This window comes from Actinomadura miaoliensis, assembly GCF_039536785.1.
In the GTDB taxonomy this organism is placed as follows: domain Bacteria; phylum Actinomycetota; class Actinomycetes; order Streptosporangiales; family Streptosporangiaceae; genus Spirillospora; species Spirillospora miaoliensis.
Genome location: NZ_BAAAZG010000069.1, coordinates 1 through 20,425, shown reverse-complemented (window position 1 = coordinate 20,425; position 20,425 = coordinate 1). Strand labels below are relative to the sequence as shown.

At 71.3% G+C, this 20,425-nt stretch carries 16 protein-coding genes; 7 read left to right on the top strand and 9 right to left on the bottom strand.

What is annotated here, in order from left to right:
* Nucleotides 1-26: 26 nt before the first annotated feature.
* The gene (rpsF, locus tag ABD811_RS39865; protein WP_285496791.1) at nucleotides 27-317 is read right to left on the bottom strand and encodes a 30S ribosomal protein S6; all 291 of its coding nucleotides are present in this window, start codon (nucleotides 315-317) and stop codon (nucleotides 27-29) included.
* 444 nt (nucleotides 318-761) lie between these two features.
* Entirely contained in the window at nucleotides 762-929 is a 168-nt protein-coding gene (locus ABD811_RS39860) for a hypothetical protein (RefSeq protein WP_344958221.1), read from the bottom strand.
* Nucleotides 930-1,155: 226 nt separating this feature from the next.
* Here ABD811_RS39860 and ABD811_RS39855 point away from each other — a divergent pair, with 226 nt between their 5' ends.
* Nucleotides 1,156-1,461 (top strand): hypothetical protein, encoded by a 306-nt coding sequence (locus tag ABD811_RS39855; RefSeq protein WP_344958219.1) that lies wholly within the window; start codon nucleotides 1,156-1,158, stop codon nucleotides 1,459-1,461.
* Between the two features lie 340 nt (nucleotides 1,462-1,801).
* Here ABD811_RS39855 and ABD811_RS39850 read toward each other — a convergent pair whose 3' ends face one another.
* Complete coding sequence (locus tag ABD811_RS39850; RefSeq protein WP_344958216.1) at nucleotides 1,802-2,125, bottom strand: STAS domain-containing protein; 324 nt, start codon at nucleotides 2,123-2,125, stop codon at nucleotides 1,802-1,804.
* Nucleotides 2,125-6,264: a SpoIIE family protein phosphatase gene (locus ABD811_RS39845; RefSeq protein WP_344958214.1), complete on the bottom strand. Its 4,140-nt coding sequence runs from the start codon at nucleotides 6,262-6,264 to the stop codon at nucleotides 2,125-2,127. The genes ABD811_RS39850 and ABD811_RS39845 overlap by 1 nt, the downstream gene beginning before the upstream one ends.
* A 196-nt stretch (nucleotides 6,265-6,460) precedes the next feature.
* Between ABD811_RS39845 and ABD811_RS39840 the strand changes: the two genes are divergently transcribed.
* From ABD811_RS39840 to ABD811_RS39825, 4 genes are all read left to right on the top strand, one after another.
* Nucleotides 6,461-7,840, top strand: a complete 1,380-nt coding sequence (locus ABD811_RS39840; protein WP_344958212.1) for a PP2C family protein-serine/threonine phosphatase — start codon at nucleotides 6,461-6,463, stop codon at nucleotides 7,838-7,840.
* The gene (locus tag ABD811_RS39835) at nucleotides 7,837-8,184 is read left to right on the top strand and encodes an STAS domain-containing protein (RefSeq protein ID WP_344958210.1); all 348 of its coding nucleotides are present in this window, start codon (nucleotides 7,837-7,839) and stop codon (nucleotides 8,182-8,184) included. The genes ABD811_RS39840 and ABD811_RS39835 overlap by 4 nt, the downstream gene beginning before the upstream one ends.
* A 126-nt stretch (nucleotides 8,185-8,310) precedes the next feature.
* The gene (locus ABD811_RS39830) at nucleotides 8,311-9,084 is read left to right on the top strand and encodes a deoxyribonuclease IV (RefSeq protein ID WP_344958208.1); all 774 of its coding nucleotides are present in this window, start codon (nucleotides 8,311-8,313) and stop codon (nucleotides 9,082-9,084) included.
* A gap of 167 nt (nucleotides 9,085-9,251) precedes the next feature.
* Nucleotides 9,252-9,653, top strand: coding sequence for a DUF4190 domain-containing protein (locus ABD811_RS39825; RefSeq protein ID WP_344958206.1), 402 nt, complete (start codon nucleotides 9,252-9,254; stop codon nucleotides 9,651-9,653).
* Nucleotides 9,654-9,774: 121 nt separating this feature from the next.
* Here ABD811_RS39825 and ABD811_RS39820 read toward each other — a convergent pair whose 3' ends face one another.
* Both ABD811_RS39820 and ABD811_RS39815 read right to left on the bottom strand, forming a co-directional pair.
* The gene (locus tag ABD811_RS39820) at nucleotides 9,775-10,242 is read right to left on the bottom strand and encodes a barstar family protein (RefSeq protein WP_344958205.1); all 468 of its coding nucleotides are present in this window, start codon (nucleotides 10,240-10,242) and stop codon (nucleotides 9,775-9,777) included.
* Nucleotides 10,243-10,636: 394 nt separating this feature from the next.
* Complete coding sequence (locus ABD811_RS39815; protein ID WP_344958203.1) at nucleotides 10,637-11,068, bottom strand: MerR family transcriptional regulator; 432 nt, start codon at nucleotides 11,066-11,068, stop codon at nucleotides 10,637-10,639.
* 59 nt (nucleotides 11,069-11,127) lie between these two features.
* Between ABD811_RS39815 and ABD811_RS39810 the strand changes: the two genes are divergently transcribed.
* Nucleotides 11,128-12,051 carry an NAD(P)-dependent oxidoreductase gene (locus ABD811_RS39810; RefSeq protein ID WP_344958201.1) on the top strand — a complete coding sequence of 308 codons (924 nt, stop codon included), beginning with the start codon at nucleotides 11,128-11,130 and terminating at the stop codon, nucleotides 12,049-12,051.
* A 183-nt stretch (nucleotides 12,052-12,234) separates the two neighbouring features.
* A complete protein-coding gene (locus tag ABD811_RS39805; protein ID WP_344958200.1) occupies nucleotides 12,235-13,167 on the top strand; it encodes a MerR family transcriptional regulator in 933 nt (310 codons plus the stop codon).
* A 126-nt stretch (nucleotides 13,168-13,293) separates the two neighbouring features.
* On the opposite strand, the gene ABD811_RS39800 is transcribed toward ABD811_RS39805, so the two are convergent.
* The 3 genes from ABD811_RS39800 to ABD811_RS39790 form a co-directional block, all read right to left on the bottom strand.
* The gene (locus tag ABD811_RS39800) at nucleotides 13,294-14,745 is read right to left on the bottom strand and encodes a glycosyltransferase family 87 protein (RefSeq protein WP_344958199.1); all 1,452 of its coding nucleotides are present in this window, start codon (nucleotides 14,743-14,745) and stop codon (nucleotides 13,294-13,296) included.
* 71 nt (nucleotides 14,746-14,816) lie between these two features.
* A complete protein-coding gene (locus ABD811_RS39795) occupies nucleotides 14,817-16,988 on the bottom strand; it encodes a transglycosylase domain-containing protein (RefSeq protein ID WP_344958197.1) in 2,172 nt (723 codons plus the stop codon).
* Nucleotides 16,989-17,892: 904 nt separating this feature from the next.
* Nucleotides 17,893-20,425 (bottom strand): transglycosylase domain-containing protein (locus tag ABD811_RS39790; protein WP_344958196.1); only part of this gene is annotated, 2,533 nt, incomplete at its 5' end.

Genomic DNA, 20,425 nt, shown 5'->3' with positions numbered 1-20,425 from the left:
GGCTGGTGTGCGGTACCGGGCCCCGCTCAGTGGACCTCGGGGCGGATGACCTTCGTACGCAGCACCGACTCGCTCAGGTTGAGCTGCCGGTCGAGCTCCTTGACCGTGGCAGGCTCGGCCGTCAGGTCGATCACCGCGTAGATGCCTTCGGACTTCTTCTGGATGTCGTAGGCCAGGCGCCGACGACCCCAGACGTCAAGCTTCTCCACGCTGCCGCCGCCATCCTTGACGACCTTCAGGAACGGGTCCAGCGACGCGGCCGCGTTGCGCTCGTCGATCGCAGGGTCGAGGATGGTCATGACTTCGTAACGACGCATGCTTGTGTCCCTACCTCCTCTGGACTGATGCGGTCACGGTCTCTCCGTGACAGGAGGGCTCTTGCGTCTCCCACGGCGGCCAACCGAACCGATGATCGGGGGGCGCCATCCGTGAGACCGGTACAGGCTACCAAGCTCAGGCACCCTCCGAACCCTTTCTCGGGGCCGCCGCCAGGGCGCTCTGCCTGCTCTGCCGCGATTCGACCGGCTTCTTCCGCCAGCAGGGAGAGCCCGGCCGCCCTGTGGTGCGGAGGCTGAGCGAGCGGTCGCATCGGGGTGCCTTGGTGCTTCTGGAGGTACGTACCGTGCCGATCGTCGACGCGGCGGGGCGTGGCCACGGCGGCCTGCTCGCCGACGACACCGGGCCCGGCAGCGTCGCCAGGGCCGGGTTTCGCTTCGGCCGGCGGCCACGACGCCGCCGCGTCGCGATCACGGGACGCGGCGTCAGCGACGGGTCGCGGTGGCGGTGGCCGACCGGGCACATCGGCGGCGTTCCAGCTCGGCCATGATGTCGGCCATCCGGGCGCGCATGCGGGCGGTCTGGGTGGTCAGCAGCGACAGCTCCTCGACGAGCTCCGCGTCGCCGATGACCGCGAGTTCGCTCTCCCTCATCTTCGGCACCTCCTGGGTGTCCACGCGGCCTCGAATCCATGTTCGACACTACCGGTCCCCGCCGACAGTTTCCGCACCCTCGGCTCTGGTTGATCTATCAGACTCTGGGGAATCCCTTTACCGCGCCGTCGCACCCCGCGACGCCGATCCGCGGCCGCCCGTGGCCGGCGCGCGGGTGAACCCCGACCCGACGAGTTTCACGACCGCACCCGGAGGGGGTGGACCGATGCCCGACGAGGCGACCGAAAGAAAGCGCCCGTTGCTCACGCTCAACACCGACGGAGAACGGCACCCGCTGGAGAACTCGCTGGCCGTTGCCGCCATCACGATCGGCCTGATCGCCCTGGTGCTGGGATTCATCCCGGCGACCCACTTCTTCGGGGCGCTGGCGGGCGTGATCGGCCTGCCGCTGGCCCTGTTCTCGCAGATGATCTCTGCGACCACGGGCGAGCGTTGGCTCAACGTCATCGGGATGATCGCCTCGTTCGTGGGCGCCGCCTTCGCACTGCGCCACGGCGGCTTCAGTCTCTGAGCCGCCCGCCGTGCGAGGGCGCCGGCCCGCGCAGCCGCCGCTCGAAACCACCATTTTCGGAACACACCCGTCCCCGCTCCCGCGCGTCCGGCTCCGAACGGACGTGCGGCCTCAAGGCACCCCGGCGCCGGACGCGACCGGGCTTCGCCCCTGTCCCCTCAAGCGTCCGGCGCCGCCCGCCGTAGCCGCGCGTCCCAGCCAACCGCCGTAGCTGCACGTCCCAGCCGCCTGCCGTAGCCGCGCACCCCAGCCCGCCTTGCTTCTATGCCCCAGCCCGTCGTGGCTCGCGCCCCCCGATGCCTCTGCCCACGCGGCACCCCGTCCGGCAGACCGTGCCGGGTCAGGGGGTGGAGGGGTCGGCCGGGTCCAGGCCGTGGACGGTGGTCAGGTCGGTGATTCCGCAGATGGTCAGGACGGGGGCCAGGAGGGGGCTGGCGACGAGTTCGATGCGGTCGATGTGGGCGAGCAGGACGCTCAGGCCGGCGCTGTCGAGGTACTCGACGCGGGAGAGGTCGATGACGACGGTTGCGGCGGCCTCCTCCAGGGCGGCTTCGACGGCGCTGGTGAAGGCGTCGGTGTTGCTCATGTCGATCTCGCCGGCGGCGGTGAGGACGACCGTGCCGTCCGCTCGGCGGTCCGGCGTGAGGGTCAGTGGCGTGGTCATCAAGCGATCCTGGTGTCCATGGTGACGGTCGTGCCGTCGGGGCCGGGGGTGATGGTCACGTGCTGCATCAGGGCGCGCATCAGGGTCAGGCCGCGGCCCCGGTGGTTGTCGGCCTTGGGTTGCGGAGGCTTCCAGCGGCCGGTGTCGGCGACCGTCACGCGCAGGTGGTCGACGAGGGCTTCGGCGCGTAGGCGGACGAGGTCGCCGCCGGCGTGGCGGTGGCCGTGTTCGATGGCGTTGGCGCAGGCCTCGCCGAGGGCGACGAGCACGTTCTGGATCGTCTGGGGCGGCAGGTCGCACTGGCCGAGCCAGCCGCGCACCGCCTTGCGGACGGGGGCGAGCTGGGTGGCCTCCGCGGGGAAGGTCATGTCCAGCGGGGCGGGATGCCGGTACAGCAGCAGGGCGACGTCGTCGTCGTAGCCGTCGGCGGGGGCCAGACGGGTCATGACGTGGCTGGCCAGCTCGTCGATGCCGGTGTCGCGGCCCTCCTGGACGGCTTCACCGGCCTGGCCGATGCCCTCGGTCAGCGGCCGGCGGCGGCGTTCGACGAGGCCGTCGGTGTAGATCAGGAGGGTGGCGCGGGCGGGCAGGGTGTGCTCGGCGGACGGGCGCGGCGTGCCGGGGCGGACGGCCAGGGGGGCCGCGCGTCCCTGGTCGAGGAGGTGGATGGTGCGGTCGGGGTGGACGATTATGCCGGGCGGGTGGCCGGCGCTGGAGTAGGTGAGCCGGCCCGTGTCGGGGTCGAGGACGCCGCAGAAGATGGTGCTGCCCATCGCGCCGGGGATGGTGGCGGCGAAGTGGTCCAGCGCGACGAGAGCCTGGTCGGGACGGGGGTCCCGCATCAGCAGCGCGCGGCAGGCGCTGCGCAGCTGCCCCATGACGGTGGCCGCTCCCAGGCCGCGGCCGACGCAGTCGCCGACGACGATGCCGATGCGCCCGTCGGGCAGCGGGACGGTGTCGTACCAGTCGCCGCCGACCTCCAGGGGGCGGGCGGCGGGCTCGTAGCGGACGGCGAACCCGCGGGGCAGGCGTGAGGGGCCGAGGATGGCGCGCTGCAGGGCGAGGGCGGTCTCGCGCTGCTGGTCGATCTGGTGGACGCGGTGCAGCCCCTGGCCGAGGTGGCCGGCCAACAGCGCCAGCAGGGTCTGGTCCTGGTCGGTGAAGGGACGCTTCTCCCCCAGGTCGATCCACACTGTGAGCAGCCCGCGGGGGTGTTCCAGGGCGATGCCCGCGCCGCCGGAGCCGTTGACGACCGGGGTGAGCAGCGGGCGGGTGCGCAGGCCGGTGAGGGTCTCGCGCCGGTCGGCGGGCAGGTCGTCCCAGCGCAGTCCGGGGTCGGTGGCGGTCAGCTGCGGTTGTTCGCCGCCGTCGAAGGTGGCGGCGACCACGGACGTCGCCTGCCACACCCCCTTGAGTTCCTCCAGGGCGCCGCGGAGGGCGTCGGTGAGGTCGTCGGCCTGGGACAGCCGCATGCTCAGTGCCGCCAGGGCGCTTTCGCGCTGGACGGTGTAGTGCTCCGCGGTGACGTCGCGGAACGTGCCGACGATCACGCGGCGGCCGGTGTGGGGGTCCTCGACCTGGTTGAAGGCGACCGCGATCCACAGGCGGTGCCCGTCGCGGTGGGTGACGGGGACGGTGAAGGTGCCGCGCTCCCGCTGCACGAGGCCGGCGAAGGCGTCGGCCACCTGCCGGTGGGCCTCGGCGTCGGTGTCGGCGGCGGGCCACCACGGGTGCAGGGGGCCGTAGGGCAGGCCCTCGGTGCCGTAGCCGAGAATCCGGGTGAACGCGGCGTTGATCTCGATGACCGCGCCGTGCTCGTCGCAGACGAAGAACGCCTCCTGCAGCGAGTCGACCAGGGCGGTGCGCCAGCGGGCGTGGTGGGTGCGCAGCCGGGCCAGCTCCACGTTGGCCTGCACCCGGGCCAGCAGTTCGGCGGCGGAGAACGGTTTGACCAGGTAGTCGTCGGCGCCCGCCGCCAGGCCCTCGATGGACGCCTCCTGCCCGGCGCGTGCCGACAGCAGCAGGACGGGGGTGCCGGCGGTGCGGGCGTCGGCGCGCAGGGCGGCCACCAGCTGCAGCCCGTCCAGGCGGGGCATCATGACGTCGCTGACGATCAGGTCGGGGGCCTGGGCGCGCGCCGCCTCCAGCGCGGCCTGGCCGTCGGTGACCGCGCTGACCTGGTGCCCGGCGCCGCGCAGCAGGCGAGTGAGGTACTCGCGCATGTCGGCGTTGTCGTCGGCGATGAGCACCCGCGCGGGGAGGCCGCGGACCGCTCCCGCAGCCGGTTCGGTGTCGGTGCCGGACGTGACGTCGTCGTGGCCGGGTCCGGAGCCCTGCTCGTGCGCGTCCGTGCCGGGCGAGGGGAGCCAGCGCAGCGCCTCCTGGATGAACGGGTCGGCGGTGGCCGTGACGGTGGCCGTGCTCTCGGCGTCCACCAGGGCGTCGGGCGGCAGGTGGGCGTGCCCGAACGGCAGCCGAACGGTGAAGGTGGTGCCCTGGTTCTCGGTGGAGGCGGCGGTGATGGTGCCGCCGTGCAGGCCGACGAGCTCCTTGACCAGGGCCAGGCCGATGCCGCTGCCCTCGTTGGAGCGCGAGCGGGCGTTCTGGATGCGGTGGAACCGTTCGAACAGCCGGGGCATCTCGTGTTCGGGGACGCCGACGCCGGTGTCGGCCACGGTGACCACCGCGTGGTCGCCCTCGGCGCGCGCGGACACCCGCACGGACCCTTCGAAGGTGAACTTGAGCGCGTTGCTGAGCAGGTTCAGGACGACCTTCTCCCACATACCGCGGTCGAGGTACACCGGCTCGGGCAGCGGGGGGCAGTCCACGTCGAAGGCCAGCCCGGCCTTCTCGATCGCGGACCGGAAGACGCTGGCCAGCTCGGCGGTGGCGGCGGCCAGGTCGACCGGCTCGTAGGCGGCCCGCATCCGGCCGGCCTCGATGCGGGAGAAGTCCAGGAGGGTGTTGACGAGCTTGCCGAGCCGCAGCCCGTTGCGGCGGATGGCCTCCAGTTCCTCGCGCACGTGCGGGTCGGCGCCGGCCAGCCTGCCGCGCAGCTCCTCCACCGGCCCCATGATCAGGGTGAGCGGGGTGCGGAACTCGTGGCTGATGTTGGAGAAGAACGTGGTCTTGGCCCGGTCGAGTTCGGCCAGTTCCTCGGCCCGCCGCTGCTGGGCCTGGTAGCTGCGGGCGCTGGCGATCCCCGCCGCGACATGGCCGGCGGCCAGTTCCACGAAACCGCGGTAGCCGTCGTCCAGCGGCCGGTACCGGTTCAGCGCCGCGACCAGGAAGCCGTAGGGGGTGCCGCCCTGCTGCCGCAGCGGAACCACCAGCGCGTATGTGGGCGGCTCCGTCCAGTCTCCGGTGGGCAGCCCGGCGAACGGGCCGCCGTCCAACGGCACGAGCGCCGACTCGCCCTGGAGCAGCGTCGACGCGGGCCAGACCGCGTCGGGGTCGTCGGCCCGCAGCGTCGCGGGGGCGGCCGGGTGCCCGGACGGGATGCCGCTCGCCCCCGCCAGCCGCGCCCCGCCCTCGTCGTCGAACAGGTACGTCAACGTGAACGGCAGGTCTCGCCGGTTGCGGCCGAGCTGGCGGTCGGCGAAGGTCAGCACCTCCTGCTCGGTGCGGACCACGCTGGGATCGGAGCCGAGGTCGCGCAGCGTCGCCATGCGCCGCGCGCCGATGACCCGTTCGGTGTCCTCGCGGACGACGCACAGCATGCCGACCACCGCGCCGGAGTCGTCCCGCAGGGGGCTGTAGGAGAAGGTGTGGTAGGTCTCCTCCGGGTATCCGGACCGTTCGAGGAACAGCAGCAGCGCCTCGTCCCAGGTCGCCTCACCGCTGGTCAGGACGGTGTCGATCCGGGGGCCGATGTCGTCCCAGATCTCCGCCCACACCTCGCGGGCCTGGCGGCCCAGCGCCCACGGGTACTTGCGGCCCAGCGTGTCCCGCCGGTACGCGGCGTTGCAGAAGAACGTCAGCTCCGGGCCCCACGCCATCCACATCGGGAACCGGGACGACAGCAGGATGCTCACCGCCGTCTGCAGACTCTGCGGCCAGCCGTCCGGCGGTCCCAGCGGAGTCGCCGCCCAGTCCACCATGGCCAGATCCCGGCCGGCCTCACCGCCGGTGGCGAACACGTCGGCCTCGGTCCGTGCCGGCGACTCTCGCTCAGCGTCTCCCGAAGGCGCCACTCGACTCCCTTTCGTCCGCGGTCACCCTATCGCCGTGGTCACCGTACGTATCGGTGTCGGTCATGGTCGGCCCAAGCGCGCGCGTCCGCCGGCCCTGCCCTGCCCCGCGTGGGCCGCTGACGCGATCCGTAGGATAGGTCAGTTGCCCCCCGCCCAGCGGGCGCCGATCAACGGAGCAGAGAAGGGAATGGCGACGGCGATGGACGGCGCGCTCGCCCAGGAGACGGTGCCCTTCCCTGCCGACGAGCGGCGGCGGCTGGCCGCGGTCCGCCGCTACCAGATCCTGGACACCCCGCCGGACGTGGCGTTCGACCGGATCGTCGCCCTGGCGGCCCGGGTCTTCGGCACCCCGATCGCCACCGTGACGATCGTGGACGGCGACCGGATCTGGTTCAAGGCCGCCCAGGGGCTGCCCGAGGGCGTCTCCCAGATCGACCGTGTCCCGGGCCTGTGCGCCTCCGCGATCCTCCAGGACGTGCCGTACGTCGTGCGGGACGCGCTGACCGACCCGCGCACCGCGGGCAACCCGCTGGTCCACGGCGAGCTCGGCATCCGCTTCTACGCGGCCGCGCCCATCACCACGCGCGACGGGTACCCGCTCGGCACGGTCAACGTCCTGGACACCCGTCCCCGGGACGTCACCGACGACCAGCTTGCCACCCTGGAGGACCTGGCGTCGGTGGTGATGGACCAGCTGGAGGTGCGCCTGGCCGCGATCCGCACCGTGGCCACCGAGCGCGAGCTGCGCACCCGCGCGGAGACGCTGGCCCGCACCCTGCAGCGCACGCTGCTGCCTCCGGCCCTGCCGACGGTCCCCGGCCTGGAAGCCGCCGCCGCCTACCACACCGCGTCCATCGACCAGGTCGGCGGCGACTTCTACGACCTGTTCCCGCTGGACGACGGGCGCTGGGCGTTCTTCCTCGGCGACGTGTGCGGCAAGGGCGCGGAGGCCGCGGCGTTGACCTCGCTGACCCGCTACACCCTGCGCGCGGCCGCCATCTACGATCCCGATCCGTGCACCGCCCTGACCAACCTGGACGCGGTCCTCAAGGGCGAGTACCAGGGCAGCGACCCCCGGCACTGCACCGCCATCTTCGGGATACTGCACCCCGAGCCGGGCGGCGCGTTCGGCGTCACCCTCGCCAGCGGCGGGCACCCTCCGGCCCTGGTCGTGCGCGCGAACGGCGACGTCGAGCCGGTGCCCACCCCCGGCGGGCAGCTCATCGGCCTGCTGCCCGACCCCAGCTTCACCCCCGCCGCCACCCGTCTGACTCCCGGCGACACGCTCCTGCTCTATACCGACGGACTCACCGAGGCCCGCACCGCCACCGGCGCGATGCTCGGCGAGGAGGGAGTCGTCGCGCACCTGGCCGCCACGGCGCCGCGCGGCGCCGACGGTCTCCTCGCCGAGATCGACAAGCTCCTCAACGACCTGGGCGCAGGAGTCAGCGATGACACCGCCCTGCTGGCCCTGTCCGTGCCGACCCGCCCCACCGCCGTCCCCGTACAGGAGAACCGGTGACCGACCACGTCCTGAGCATCGACACCCACGCCCACTCCGCCGGCCCCACCGTGCTCACCGTCGCCGGTGAGCTGGACTACCACACGGGCGGCCAGTTGCGGGAGGCCCTGGAAGAGACCGAGTTCACCAAGGCCGGCGTGGTCATCGACCTCACCGACCTGACCTACTGCGACTCCACGGGCATCACCGTGCTCGTCACCGCCTATCACCGCGCCAAGAAGGCCGACGCTCCCCTCGCGCTGGCCGGCCTCAATCCCGACCTGCGGCGCGTGTTCGGCATCGTCGGCCTCGACCGCGTCTTCGCGTTCCACCCCACGGTCGAGAAGGCCGTCAGCTCCATGTGAGCCCCGGTCTCCTGACAGTCCGGTGCCGGGCGCGCACCTGGCTTGCGGGAGTGGCGGGTGTGTCCGATGTGGCCGGGCGGGGTGGCTCGGGAAGCCGATGTCGGAGGTCGCGGATAGGCTCGGGGCATGCGCATCGGAGCCCACGTCGACCAGAGCAACGCGCTCGACACCGCCCGTTCGATCGGGGCGGAGGTCGTCCAGTTCTTCCTCGGCGACCCGCAGGGCTGGAAGAAGCCCGTCCTGCCGGAGGGCGTGGAGGCGCTGCGCGGCTCCGAGGTGGACGTGTACGTGCACGCCCCGTACATCATCAACGTGGCGACGTCCAACAACCGGATCCGCATCCCCAGCCGCAAGGTGCTGTCCCAGCAGCTGGAGGCGGCCGCCTCGATCGGCGCCAAGGCACTGATCGTGCACGGCGGGCACGTGCTGAAGCAGGACGACCCCGAGACCGGCTTCGAGAACTGGCGCAAGGTCTTCGAACGGCTCGACTGCCCGATTCCGATCTACATCGAGAACACCGCGGGCGGCGACAACGCCATGGCACGCAGGTTCGACCGGATCGCCCGGCTGTGGGAGGTGCTGTCGGGGGTCGCCGACCTCGACTCCAAGGTCGGGTTCTGCCTGGACACCTGCCACGCGCACGCCGCCGGCGAGGAGCTGATCGACGCCGTCGACCGGATCAAGTCCATCACCGGACGGATCGACCTGGTGCACTGCAACGACAGCCGGGACGCGTTCGGCTCGGGCGCCGACCGGCACGCCAACCTGGGCAGCGGCACGATCGACCCGGAGCTGATCCTCTCGGTGGTGCGGGCCGCCGGCGCGCCGGTGGTCGTGGAGACGCCCATGGCGGGCCAGGCGCAGGACATCTCCTGGCTGCGCGCCAACCTGACGACCTGACCCGGTTCCGGCCCGCCCCCGGGCCCGGTTCCGGCACCGTAGTGAACCTGTAAGCGATCAACGGCGTCCTACTGAACACCGTCACCAATCACGAACAACCCGGCGAAGCTCTCCTCCCCAGCGGAACCAGCCCCGTGGCGAGCACGCCCAGACCGATCGGGACCCCCATGGCACACCCCCCTTACGGACCGTCGGATCCATACGGCTCCTACGGGCAGCCGGACCCGTACGCCCAGCCCTACCAGCAGCAGCCCGCGGTGCAGCACCACTACTACCCGTCCGCCCAGCCCGCGGTGGTGGGCACCAACGGTCTGGCCACCGCGTCGCTGGTTCTGGGGCTCGTCGGCTTCGTGTTCTGCGGGCTGACCTCCATCCCGGCGATCATCTGCGGCCACATCGCGCAGAGCCAGATCAAGCGCACCGGCCAGGAGGGGCACGGCCAGGCCACCGCCGGACTCGTCCTCGGCTACATCGTCACGGCCCTGTGGATCATCTACTGGGTGGTCATCTTCGGGTTCTACGGCTTCGCGCTGTGGAGCATCAGCGAGAGCGGCACGTCGACCTACTGACGCGGTAGACGGCGGCGCCCCGACGGCCCCGGGCGGAGGGATCACCACCGGGGCCGTCGGGGCGTCGTCGCGTCGTCGGGGCGCCGATCGTCGCGTCGTGATCGTCAGGTCGTAGCGGTCGTCAGGCGAGGCGAGGGACGCCCGCCACCTCCACTCCGACGTTCGACAGCAGCACGGTCATGGGGGTGGGGGTCTCCCGCCACATCTCCACGGCCTTGGCGAAGATGTCCAGGACGGTGCGGAACGACCGCTGGTCGGTCTCGGCGAGCTCCGCCCACGACTCGTACAGCACCAGGTAGCCGTTGCGCGCGGGGGCCCACGACAGGTCGGTGAGACACTCCTCCATCGCGTCCCAGTCGCCGCCGAACGTCGCCGGGAACGCGAAGACCTCGGCGCACAGGCGCAGGAAGGCGTCCTTGTCGCGGGCGCGGCGCCCGTCGAGGTGGTAGGCGCGCCAGCCCGCCGCCCGGGCGCGTTCCGTCCAGCCGGTGTCGCCGACGGCGCTGGGCGTCGGCGGTATCCGCCACTGGTAGACGCCCGGCTTCAACCGTCCGATGAGCAACTCGTTCAGTGCTTGGTTCGCATCCACGAAACGTCATCTCCCGGCAATGTCGTCATTCCGGCTCGCGAGGCCGCCGGCGTCCGGTGGCGGAATCGGCACCACCCGGGTCTCCACGGCTGACGACGGGTGATCAGGGCGTCCGCGTCCACGGGCAGGCGCCACGCGGGCAGGGGCCACGGCGTCACCCGGACCGGGCGGTGTCGTCAGCGGAGGGGACGAGCTGGACATGGCTCCCACCGTTCCCGCCACCATTCGCAGCACACGCGCCGAAAGCCGTTCCTTTTCGCGTCCGCGTTCCCACGGGCCCTGAGGCGCCGTGATCCGGGGCGTCCGGACGTGGCCGGCCGGGCCCGCACCGCAAGGGCGAGCGTGGCGGCGTCAAGACGGTCGGGAACCCGGATCCGCCGCCACCGATCCGCGGTCAGGCAAGTCGTCCGGTGCGCGGAGGAAGAGCGGACGACGGGACCAGCGCGTCGCACTGCGCCGGGTCGGCGGGATCGAGCCGTGCGGTGGCCTCGATGAGGGTGTCCAGCCGGTCGCGTGCGGCCAGCAGGTCGGCCGCGGCGTCGCTCAGCCGTTCCCGTTCGCGGTGCAGGTCGGGAAGCATTCCGGAGCAGGACGGAGTCAGCGCCTCGCCGTCATCGGTCATGCAGGGCAGCAGCTCGCCGATCGTCGCGGTGCTGAGCCCGGCGGCGAGCATGAGGCGGATGCCGCGCACCGTGGCGGCGTCCTCCGCTCGGTACTCGCGGTAGCCGCTGGGCCGCCGCCGCGGCCGGAGCAGGCCCTGTTCCTCGTAGTACCGCAACGAGCGCACGCTGACGCCCGTGAGCCGGGACAGCTCTCCGATCCGCATGTGACGACCACCACTTCGAGTTGACTCTCACGCCGGTGTGAGGGTCCAACGTATCCGGCATGAAAGATCAGCATTCATCCGGACAGAACGGCACCGACGTCACCGTCATCGGTCTGGGCCCGATGGGGTCGGCGCTGGCAGAGGCATTTCTGGGCAACGGCCGGTCCCTGACGGTCTGGAACCGTACCCCCGGCAAGGCCGACGCTCTGGTCGCCAAGGGGGCGAACCGGACGACCACCGTCGCCGAGGCCGTGGCCGCGAGCCCCGTCACGATCATGTGCCTCAACGACTACACGACCATGTACCGGGTTCTCGATTCCGCCGGCGGCGCGTTCGAGGGCCGCACGCTGGTGAACCTCAACTCGGGGACACCCGCACAGGCCCGCGCGGCGGCGGACTGGGCGGCCGAGCGCGACCTCGACTATCTCGATGGCGCGATCATGGTGCCGCCGCCACTGGTCGGACATCCCGAATCGGTCTTCCTCTATGGTGGCCCGCGGGACGTCTTCGACCAGAACCGGGCGACTTTGGCGCTGCTGGGCGACCCCCGGTACCTCGGCGCCGACCCGGGCCTGGCGGTGCTGTTCAACACGGCGCTGCTCGCGATGATGTACGCGACCCTGAACGGTTTCCTGCACGGCGCCGCCCTGGTCGGCTCGGCGGACGTGCCCGCAGTCGAATTCGCCGAACTCGCGCTCGGCTGGTTCATGCCCGTGGTGCTGGCCCCCGCGAGCCTCGCCGAACAGGCACCGAACCTGGACGAGGGCGTCTACCCCGGTGACCTCGGGACCATGGAGATGAACCTGAACGCGCTGGAGCACATCGCCCGCACCAGCGTTGAGCAGGGCGTCCAGTCCGACCTGCCGCGGTTGATGAAGGAGCTCGCCGAGCAGGCGATCGCCCTGGGGCACGGTGCCGAGAACTATTTCGCCATGTTCGAGGTCTTCAAGAAGTCCGCGGCCGAGACGGGCGGGAGCCGGTGATCGAGTGACCACGTCCACGTCCTGACCGGCCGGACGCACTGTCTTCGGGGGCGGCACCACACCACATACCGTGGCGATCGGCGAGGACGACAGGGCGTGCGCGGCGGAACGCGCGCCGAGGTCGTCCGCCGCGGGAAAAGTCGGCTTGAGTCTCCCCTGACTGGAGGCCCCAGGGTGAGGGACATGGACGGCGACAGGCTGTACACGATCGGCGAGGTGTCCCGGCGCACCGGGCTGCCGGTCAAGACGATCAGGTTCTACTCCGACAGCGGGGTGCTGGCGCCGTCCGGCCGTACCCACGCCGGTTACCGGCTGTACGACCTGGCGGCCGTCGTCCGCCTGGACCTGGTCAGGACCCTGCGCGAGCTCGGCGTGGACCTGGCCACGATCCGGCGGGTGCTGGCGCGCGAGATCTCCGTCTCCGCGGTCGCGGCGGCGCACGCCGACGCGCTGGAGGCGCAGATCCGCACGCTGCGGCTGCGCCGGGCGGTACTGCGGGCGGTGGCCGGTCGTGGTTCGAGTCAGGAGGAGCTGGAGCTGATGCACAAACTGGTCAGGCTCTCGGACGAGGAGCGGCGGCGGATCATCGCCGACTTCCTCGACGAGGTCTTCGAGGGGCTGGACGTCATCCCCGAGTTCGCCGCCAAGATGCGGGCGGGCATCCCCCAATTGCCCGACGACCCGTCGCCCGCGCAGGTCGAGGCGTGGGTCGAGCTGGCCGAGCTGGTCCAGGACCCGGACTTCCGGGCGCGGATCCGGCAGATGATGGAGCACCAGGCGGCCACGCGCGGCCAGATCCGCGTCCCGGACAAGGCCGCGGAGCTGGCCGACCTCACCCTCGAACGGGTGGCGGCCGCCCAGGCCGCCGCGATCGCCCCCGAGTCGCCCGAGGCCAACGCGGTGGTGGACGAGCTCGCCGCCGCGTACGCCACGGCGTACGGCGAGACCGACGGCCCGGAGTTCCGACGCACGCTGCTGGAACGCATGCGCGTCGGCAACGAGCCCCGCGCCGAGCGCTACTGGCAGCTCATCGCCGTCATCAACGGCATGCCGGAGATCCCGACGCTCACGCCGCTCTTCGAGTGGTTCATCACCGCCCTCGAAGCCCGCGTCTAGCCTTCCCCGGCGCAAGGCCGGAGCCGCCGATCAGGCGGTCACTGATGAGCCGCGGATGGTGCGGCCGCACCGGCATCCGACCCGGTGCGGGTGCGGCCGCACCACCACCCGCGTCGACGACGCGGTTCACGCCGTCTTGAGGGTGCGGAGAGTGCCGAGTCGGCGGGACAGACGGAAGGTGTCGGGGGCCTTGTCGAGGACGCCCCCGGCGGGATCGTCGTCGCCGTCGGCGCGGACGGCGTCGCCGGACGGCCGCAGGATGTCGCGGACGACCAGCGCGGCGAGCAGCAGGACGGTGACGAAGCGGGCGAGCAGGGCGACGTAGTAGGCGTTGGTGTCGATGCCTTCGGTGGGCAGGTCGAAGCCCAGCAGCGTCGAGAGCGTCCCGGACAGTCCGGCGCCGTCCACGCGGAGGGACACCGACAGCAGGTACCACCAGATGCCGAAGAAGTAGACGATCTCACCGGCCTGCCACAGCAGGTAGGCGGGAAGGCGGGGGCGGGCCAGCGCCACCAGGGGCAGCAGCCACAGCACGTACTGGGGCGACCACACCTTGTTGGGCAGCATGAACGCGATGAGGACGAGCAGCATCAGCTGGGGCAGGCGCGGACGGCGGGGGGCGGCCAACGCCAGCACGCCGATGGCCAGGGCGAGCAACGCGAACGTGCCGGTGCCCACCAGGTTGAGCTGGTCGCGTTCGGCCACGCCCTCCAGTCCGTGGTCCTGGAGGATGAAGAAGATGGAACCCCAGTCGATGCCGCGGGTGCGGCTGAAGGAGTAGAAGGTCAGCCAGCCGTCCCAGGCGAACAGCATCACCGGCAGGTTCACCGCCAGCCAGCTCGCGGCGGTGCCCAGCAGCAGGCGTCCCATCGCCCGCCACCGGCCCGTCCGCACGCACAGCAGGACGAACGGCCACAGGAACAGCGCCGGGTAGAACTTCGCGGCGATCGCCAGGCCGAGCAGCACGCCCGCGAGCGCCGGACGGCGGCGCGACCACGCCGCCACCGCCAGCGCCGTCAGGCCGACGGCCAGCAGGTCCCAGTTGATGTACGCGGTGAGCAGCAGCGACGGGGACAGCGCCACCATCAGGCCCGCGCGCAGCGACCGCCGTCCCGCCGCGTACGCGGTGGCCAGCACGGTGACGACGGCCAAAACCGCCAGCAGCACGACGGTGACGTTGTAGAACGCCATGCCGCGCGCGTCGGCGCCGAACGGCTGGACGAGCCAGTTCACCACCTGCATGAACGCACCGCTCAGCACCGGGTACTCGACGTAGCGGAACGAGTCGCCCGCGAAGGAGTCGAAGTAGGGGATCTTGTTCTCGTTCAGGCCGCGCACGAAGTACAGCGGGTAGATGTCGGTGTAGCAGCCGTGCGTCGTCGTCCTGACGAAGTCGAACCCCGCGGTCGCGCACGGCTGCTTCTGCAGCCAGCCCAGCAGGCACACCAGGCTCGTCACGCCCGTCAGCACGGGCACCAGGCCGCGCAGGCGGCCGCCCGCGCCGGACGGGGTGGACGCGGCGGGCCCCGCGCTCACCTCGGGGTCGGCGTACCCATCCGCGGAAGAAGACGGCGACATGGTCGCACACTATGGCACGCGGGCCCGGCCCTCGGCGAAGTGCCGGATGAAGGGCCGGGCCCGCGTGGCCGTCACTCGTTCGTCCCGGGGTCCGGTTCGGTCGACTCGCACTTCGGGTGGTTCTGGTGCGAGTTGCACCACCACGGCGGCGGCGGGTCGGACGGGGGGACGTTCGGGTTGCAGCCGATCGGCATGCCGAACTGGTCGCAGGGGATCTGCCCGTTCGGCGGCGTGGCCGTGTCGCTCGGCGAGGGGGACGGCGACGCCGGCTTGCAGTCTCCGTCGGGGCCTTCCTCCTGTCCGGGCGGGCAGGTCTGCGACGGCGAGGGGGTCGGCGTCGGGCTGGGGCTCGGCGGGGGCGGCGTGTCCCACGCCTTGGCGGAGGTGTCGCTGTAGGTGGGCAGCGGGAAGGTCTCCGGCTGCAGGTGCTCCCCGGCGATGACCTTCTCCATGAAGCTCTTCCAGATCTTCGCCGGGACGGTGCCACCGTAGATGCTGTTGCCCTGGAACCCGGGGATGCCGGTGATCGGCTTCTGGCCGTTCTTGTTGAACATCGTCACGGCCGTGGACAGCTGCGGGATGTACCCCACGAACCACGCCGCCGCGTTCTTGTCGGTGGTACCGGTCTTGCCGGCGACCTGACGCCCGTCGCTGAGCTGTGCGCTGGTGGCGGTACCGCTGGTGACGACCTTGCGCATCGCGAAGGTGGCCTGGGCGGCCTGGTCCTGGGTGAGCACCCGGTCGCCCTTGTCCTTGCCCCACGGCAGCGGGATCGACCGGTACGTGCCGTTCTCGGTCTTCACCTGCACCTTGCTGATCAGGTGGGGGGTGACGGAGGTGCCGCCGTTGGCGAACGCCGCGTACCCCGCCGCCTGGTACACCGCCGGGATGTTGGCGATGCCCAGCGACAGACCACCGGCGCCGCGGTGCGGGTCGAGGTAGCGCTTGGGGACGCCGAACTCCTCGGCGGTCTCGGCCACCTGGTCGAGGCCGAGCTTGAGGCCGAGCTTGACGTAGGCGGTGTTGACCGACTTCTCGGTGGCGGTGACCAGGTCGATCACGCCCATCGGCGGGTCGCCCTCGTCGTTGTTGACGGTGTAGCAGCTCGACGAGACGGGGTGGCTCTCGCCGCTGCCGTCGAAGCACTGCGGCGAGTGGCCGTCGATGGTCGACTTGATGCTCTGCCCGCTCTTGAGCGCGGTGGCCAGCACGTACGGCTTGAACGACGAGCCGACCTGGGCGCCGGGGGTGAAGACGGTGTCGACCTGGCTGCGTTTGGGATCGCCGCCGTAGAACGCCTTGATCTCGCCGTTCTTCGGATCGACGGCGATCAGCCCGGTGCCGATGTTCTTCGGCCAGCTCTTCACCCCGGCCTCGGACATCGCCTGCCGGGCGTAGGACATCCAGCGGGGGTCGAGGCTGGTGGTGATGCGCAGCCCGGCGTTCTCCACGTCGTCCGGCAGGCCCTTGATCTGCCGGAGCTCGTCCATCACGCGTTCCTTGATGAACCCGGTCTGGTTGGTCTGCTTGGTGTCGGTCCACTCGCGTTCGGTGACCGGGAACTTCAGCCGCTGCCGGTCGGCCTCCGTCAGCTTGCCCATCTCGACCATGCCGTCCAGGACGTAGTCCCAGCGGGAGCGCAGCGCCCGGTTGGCCTCGTCGTGGCCCCGGGTCTTGAAGTAGGTGGGCCGCTGGATCATCGCGGCCAGCAACGCACCCTCGGCGACGGTCAGCTTGCCGACGTCCTTGTGGAAGTAGGCCCGGGACGCGGCCTGGATGCCGTTGGCCTGACGGCCGAAGTAGACCGTGTTGAGGTACATCTCCAGGATCTTGTCCTTGGAGAGCTTCTCACCGATCTTGAGTGAGACGAAGATCTCCTTGATCTTGCGGCTCATGGTGCGGTCCTGGCTGAGACCCTTGTAATAGTTGCGGGCCAGCTGCTGGGTGATCGTGGAACCGCCCTGCGTGTCGCCGCCGATCGCGGTCTTGAACACGGCGCGGGCCAGGCCCCTCGGGGACACGCCGAGGCTCTCCTCGTAGAAGCCGCGGTCCTCGGCGGCCAGCACGGCGTTGCGCACGTGCGGGGGCACCTTGTCCAGCGGGACCGACTCGCGGTGCGCGCCGAGCCGGACGATCGGGGTCTTACCGTCGGCGTAGAGGATGGCCGAGCCCTCGTCGGTCACGCCGTCCTGCGGCTTGGTGGGCGTCGGCGTCATCGTGAAGCCGACCACGAACAGCGTCACCCCGGCGAGGAGGACGAGCGCCGTCAGCCCTGCGAGGATCTTCCAGGACGGTACGTAACGCCGCCACCCGGTCTTGGCGGGCTTGCCGGGGCGGGCGCGTCTACGTCCTTTGCCGCCGCTACCGGGTCCGGGGCCGCCCGGCCCTCCGGGGCCGCCCGGTCCGCCCGGGTCGCCGGGCCCCCACGGTGGCCCCCCGCCGGGCATCGGGCTGGCGGCGGCCCCGCGCCCGGAGTGCGGGGCGCCGCGTCGTCTTCGCCCCGGTGCTCCACGCGCCGAGACCCTTCCGCCCGGTCTGCCCCCCGGCCCTGAGGCGGAACCCAGGTCGGGCGCACTGCCGCCCGCCGCCTCCGCCCCGCCGGGCGGGTACGAGCCCGACCGCCGCGCCGGGCCCTCTCCGTATTCAGGTCCGTACTGGCTTCGGTAGCTCACGAGACCTCATCAGGTAGTTACTTTGACGCTTCCGTTACCGCGAATGTACATACGGTGTCGGCCTGGGATGCAGGGGCCTGCGCCGACGGGCCGGCCCGTTCCACCAGAGAGATGGCCCTGGGCTTCCACGCCGCCTCTGGCTGAGCCCAGATGGCAGGACGCAAGGGCACCCGCCGCGCTGGAACACGCCCCCCGCACGCAAGACGCGCGTCGCCGCTCGCGGTCGCACGTGGGAGGACCAGTGCGCCCAAGGCCGTTCGGGGCTGCCATTGTGCGCGATTCACTCCTGCTCGGTGTCGGAAGACGGCACGGCTCTGCGTCGTCCGAGGGTACTGCGCACGTCGACACGCGCGTGGCTCCATGCCGGGCCGGCGGCCGGAGGACGACGCGGACGAGCGGATCGTAGCCCCGGCAAGACGAACGGCCCCGGCCCGGGGGTCGCCCGGGGCGGGGCCATTCGTGGTGGGTCATGGCGCTATGGCCTCGACCTCGAATACGTCAGCGGCTGCGATTGCTGCTGCGGGTCCGGACGACCCGGATCGCCCGGCTGCTCCGGCTCATCGGTGTCCTTGCACTCCGGACGGTTGGGGAAGTACCGGCAGATCTGGTCCTTGTCCGGCGGCGGCGTCGTCGTGGGGGTGCAGTTGTTGCCGTTGCCGTTGCCCTGACCCGGTGGGCACGGCGGCGGGCTCGACGGCGTCTCCTCGACGCAACGGGGGTTGCGCCGGTTCCGCGGGTCGTCGCAGTCGGGCTGCTCCTCCTCGCGCTGCTCGGGCTCCTCGGTGTCCTTCGGCTTGGGCACCTTCGCGAACGCCTGCTGGTTGCCGCCGAACGCCGGCGGCTGGAACTGCTCGGGCGTGGTGCCCTGCGCGACCGCCGCGGTGTAGGCGTGCCAGATCCGTGCGGGGACGACACCACCGGAGATCTCGCCCAGGCCCGGGATGTACAGCGTCTTCTTCTTGTCGTTGAACATCGTCACGGCCGTGGACAGCTTCGGGTTCGCGGTGTAGCCGACGAACCAGGTCGCCACGTTCTTCTCCGTAGTACCGGTCTTGCCGGCCACCGGACGGTCGGCCAGCGCCGCGGCCGTCGCGGTACCGCCCGGCTTGACGACCTGCTGCATCGCGTAGGTGACGTCGCGGGTGACGGTCTCGGTGAAGACGTCCTCGCGCTTCTTCCAGGTCAGCTTCTTGTACTCGCCCGAGTTGTCCTTGGTGCGGACCTGCCGGACGACGTGCGGCTGGTAGTACGTGCCGCCGTTGGCGAACACCGCGTACCCGGCCGCCTGCTCGATGGGCCGGATGTCGTTGATGCCCAGCGCCAGACCGGCCTGGCTCTTGTACGGCTCGACCAGGTCGGACGCGACGCCCACGTCCTCGGCGGTCTTCGCCACGTTCGGGACGCCGACCTTCAGCGCCAGCTGCACGTACCCGGTGTTGCTCGACTCCTGGGTGGCCTTCATCAGGTCGATCGCCGCCGGACCGGAGTGGCTGTTGCGGATGGGAGCGAGCGCGCCGGGCGTGCCGGTGGGCACGACCTGGCCGCTGCCGTTGAAGGACACGCCGGAGCGGTTCTCCACCGTGGTCCTCAGGCTCCAGCCGTTCTTCAGCGCGGTGGCCAGCACGTACGGCTTCATCGCCGAGCCCGCCTGCGCCGAGCCCGCCCACACGTTGTCGAACGACTGCTTGAGGTAGTCCGGCCCGCCGTAGATGGCCTCGACCTCACCGTTGGTGGTGTTGACCGAGGTCAGGCCCAGCCGCACGTGCTGCTTGAGCAGCTTCCTGGGGTCGACGCCCGGGACCGACCGCTCCATGGCCTGCTTGGCCGCGATCATCTTCTTGCGGTCGAAGGTGGTGGTGACGCGCAGGCCGTTGCGGATGACCTCGTTCTCGGTGATGCCCTGGTCGCGCTGCAGCTCCCGCAGCGCCCGCTTGATCATGTAGCCGTTCTGGCCGCCGAAGGTGGCGTCACCGCCGATCTCCTTGGTCTGCGGCATCCGCTGGCTGTACTTGGCGTAGTCCGCCTCGCTCAGCTTGCCCATCTTGCGCATGCCGTCCAGCACGTACAGGTAGCGCGCCTGGGTCTGCTTGACGGCCTCCGGGTCTTCGCTGCGCGGGTCGAACCGGCCCGGCTGCTGGATGATGGCGCCCAGCAGCGCGCCCTCGTCCGGGCTCAGCTTGCTGACGTCCTTGCCGAAGAAGCTCTTGGACGCCGCCTGGATGCCGTAGGAGTTGCGGCCGAAGTAGATCGTGTTCAGGTACAGCTCAAGGATCTTGTCCTTGCTGCCCAGCTCGTCCTCCAGCTTCAAGGAGATGAACATCTCCTTGAACTTTCGGCTCATCGTCTGCTCGGGGGTGAGGTAGTAGTTCTTGGCGAGCTGCTGGGTGATGGTCGAACCGCCCTGGGTCTGCCCGCCGGTGAGGTTGTTCCACACCGCCCGGCTGATGCCCTTCACCGAGAATCCACTGTCGGTGTAGAAGGTGCGGTTCTCCGCCGCGATCACCGCGAAGCGGACGTGCTCTGGAACCTTGCCGTAGGTGACCAGCTCGCGGTTCGTACCGATCCGGCCGATCTCGGTCTTGCCGTCCCGGTAGTAGAAGATCGCCGCGGTCTTGGTGGCCTCCTCGTTGCCCTGCTTGGGCACCGGCGTCTGCGCGTACGCGACGCCGATCAACGCGGTGAGGCCGAGGAGACCCAGCAGGCCACCGCCCGTCACCAGCTTCCACGAGGGCAGGAACCGGCGCCAGCCGGTGGGACGGGAGCGCAGATGGTCGTACCACCTGCGTTCGTGCTCCTCCGGTTCGCGGGGGCCGCGCCCGCGTCCGCCGCCGGGACCGCCCGGACCACCGGGACCGCCGCCGTGCCTCCCCGGCCCTCCCGGACCTCGTCCCCCTGGGCCACCGGGGCCGCCGGGGCCGCGCCCACCTGGGCCCCCGGGGCCCCCGGACGCGCCGGGGCCGCCGGGCGCGCCGGGCGCCCCGGGCATGCCGCTGGCGGCGCGGCGCGGT

What these genes read in the sequence shown, in the direction of transcription:
- ABD811_RS39805 (WP_344958200.1), top strand. Translation starts at nt 12,235, where the DNA reads ATGGACGGCGACAGGCTGTACACGATCGGCGAGGTGTCCCGGCGCACC.
- ABD811_RS39830 (WP_344958208.1), top strand. Translation starts at nt 8,311, where the DNA reads ATGCGCATCGGAGCCCACGTCGACCAGAGCAACGCGCTCGACACCGCC.
- ABD811_RS39800 (WP_344958199.1), bottom strand. Translation starts at nt 14,745, where the DNA reads ATGTCGCCGTCTTCTTCCGCGGATGGGTACGCCGACCCCGAGGTGAGC.
- rpsF (WP_285496791.1), bottom strand. Translation starts at nt 317, where the DNA reads ATGCGTCGTTACGAAGTCATGACCATCCTCGACCCTGCGATCGACGAG.
- ABD811_RS39810 (WP_344958201.1), top strand. Translation starts at nt 11,128, where the DNA reads ATGAAAGATCAGCATTCATCCGGACAGAACGGCACCGACGTCACCGTC.
- ABD811_RS39860 (WP_344958221.1), bottom strand. Translation starts at nt 929, where the DNA reads ATGAGGGAGAGCGAACTCGCGGTCATCGGCGACGCGGAGCTCGTCGAG.
- ABD811_RS39850 (WP_344958216.1), bottom strand. Translation starts at nt 2,125, where the DNA reads ATGACCACGCCACTGACCCTCACGCCGGACCGCCGAGCGGACGGCACG.
- ABD811_RS39825 (WP_344958206.1), top strand. Translation starts at nt 9,252, where the DNA reads ATGGCACACCCCCCTTACGGACCGTCGGATCCATACGGCTCCTACGGG.
- ABD811_RS39815 (WP_344958203.1), bottom strand. Translation starts at nt 11,068, where the DNA reads ATGCGGATCGGAGAGCTGTCCCGGCTCACGGGCGTCAGCGTGCGCTCG.
- ABD811_RS39855 (WP_344958219.1), top strand. Translation starts at nt 1,156, where the DNA reads ATGCCCGACGAGGCGACCGAAAGAAAGCGCCCGTTGCTCACGCTCAAC.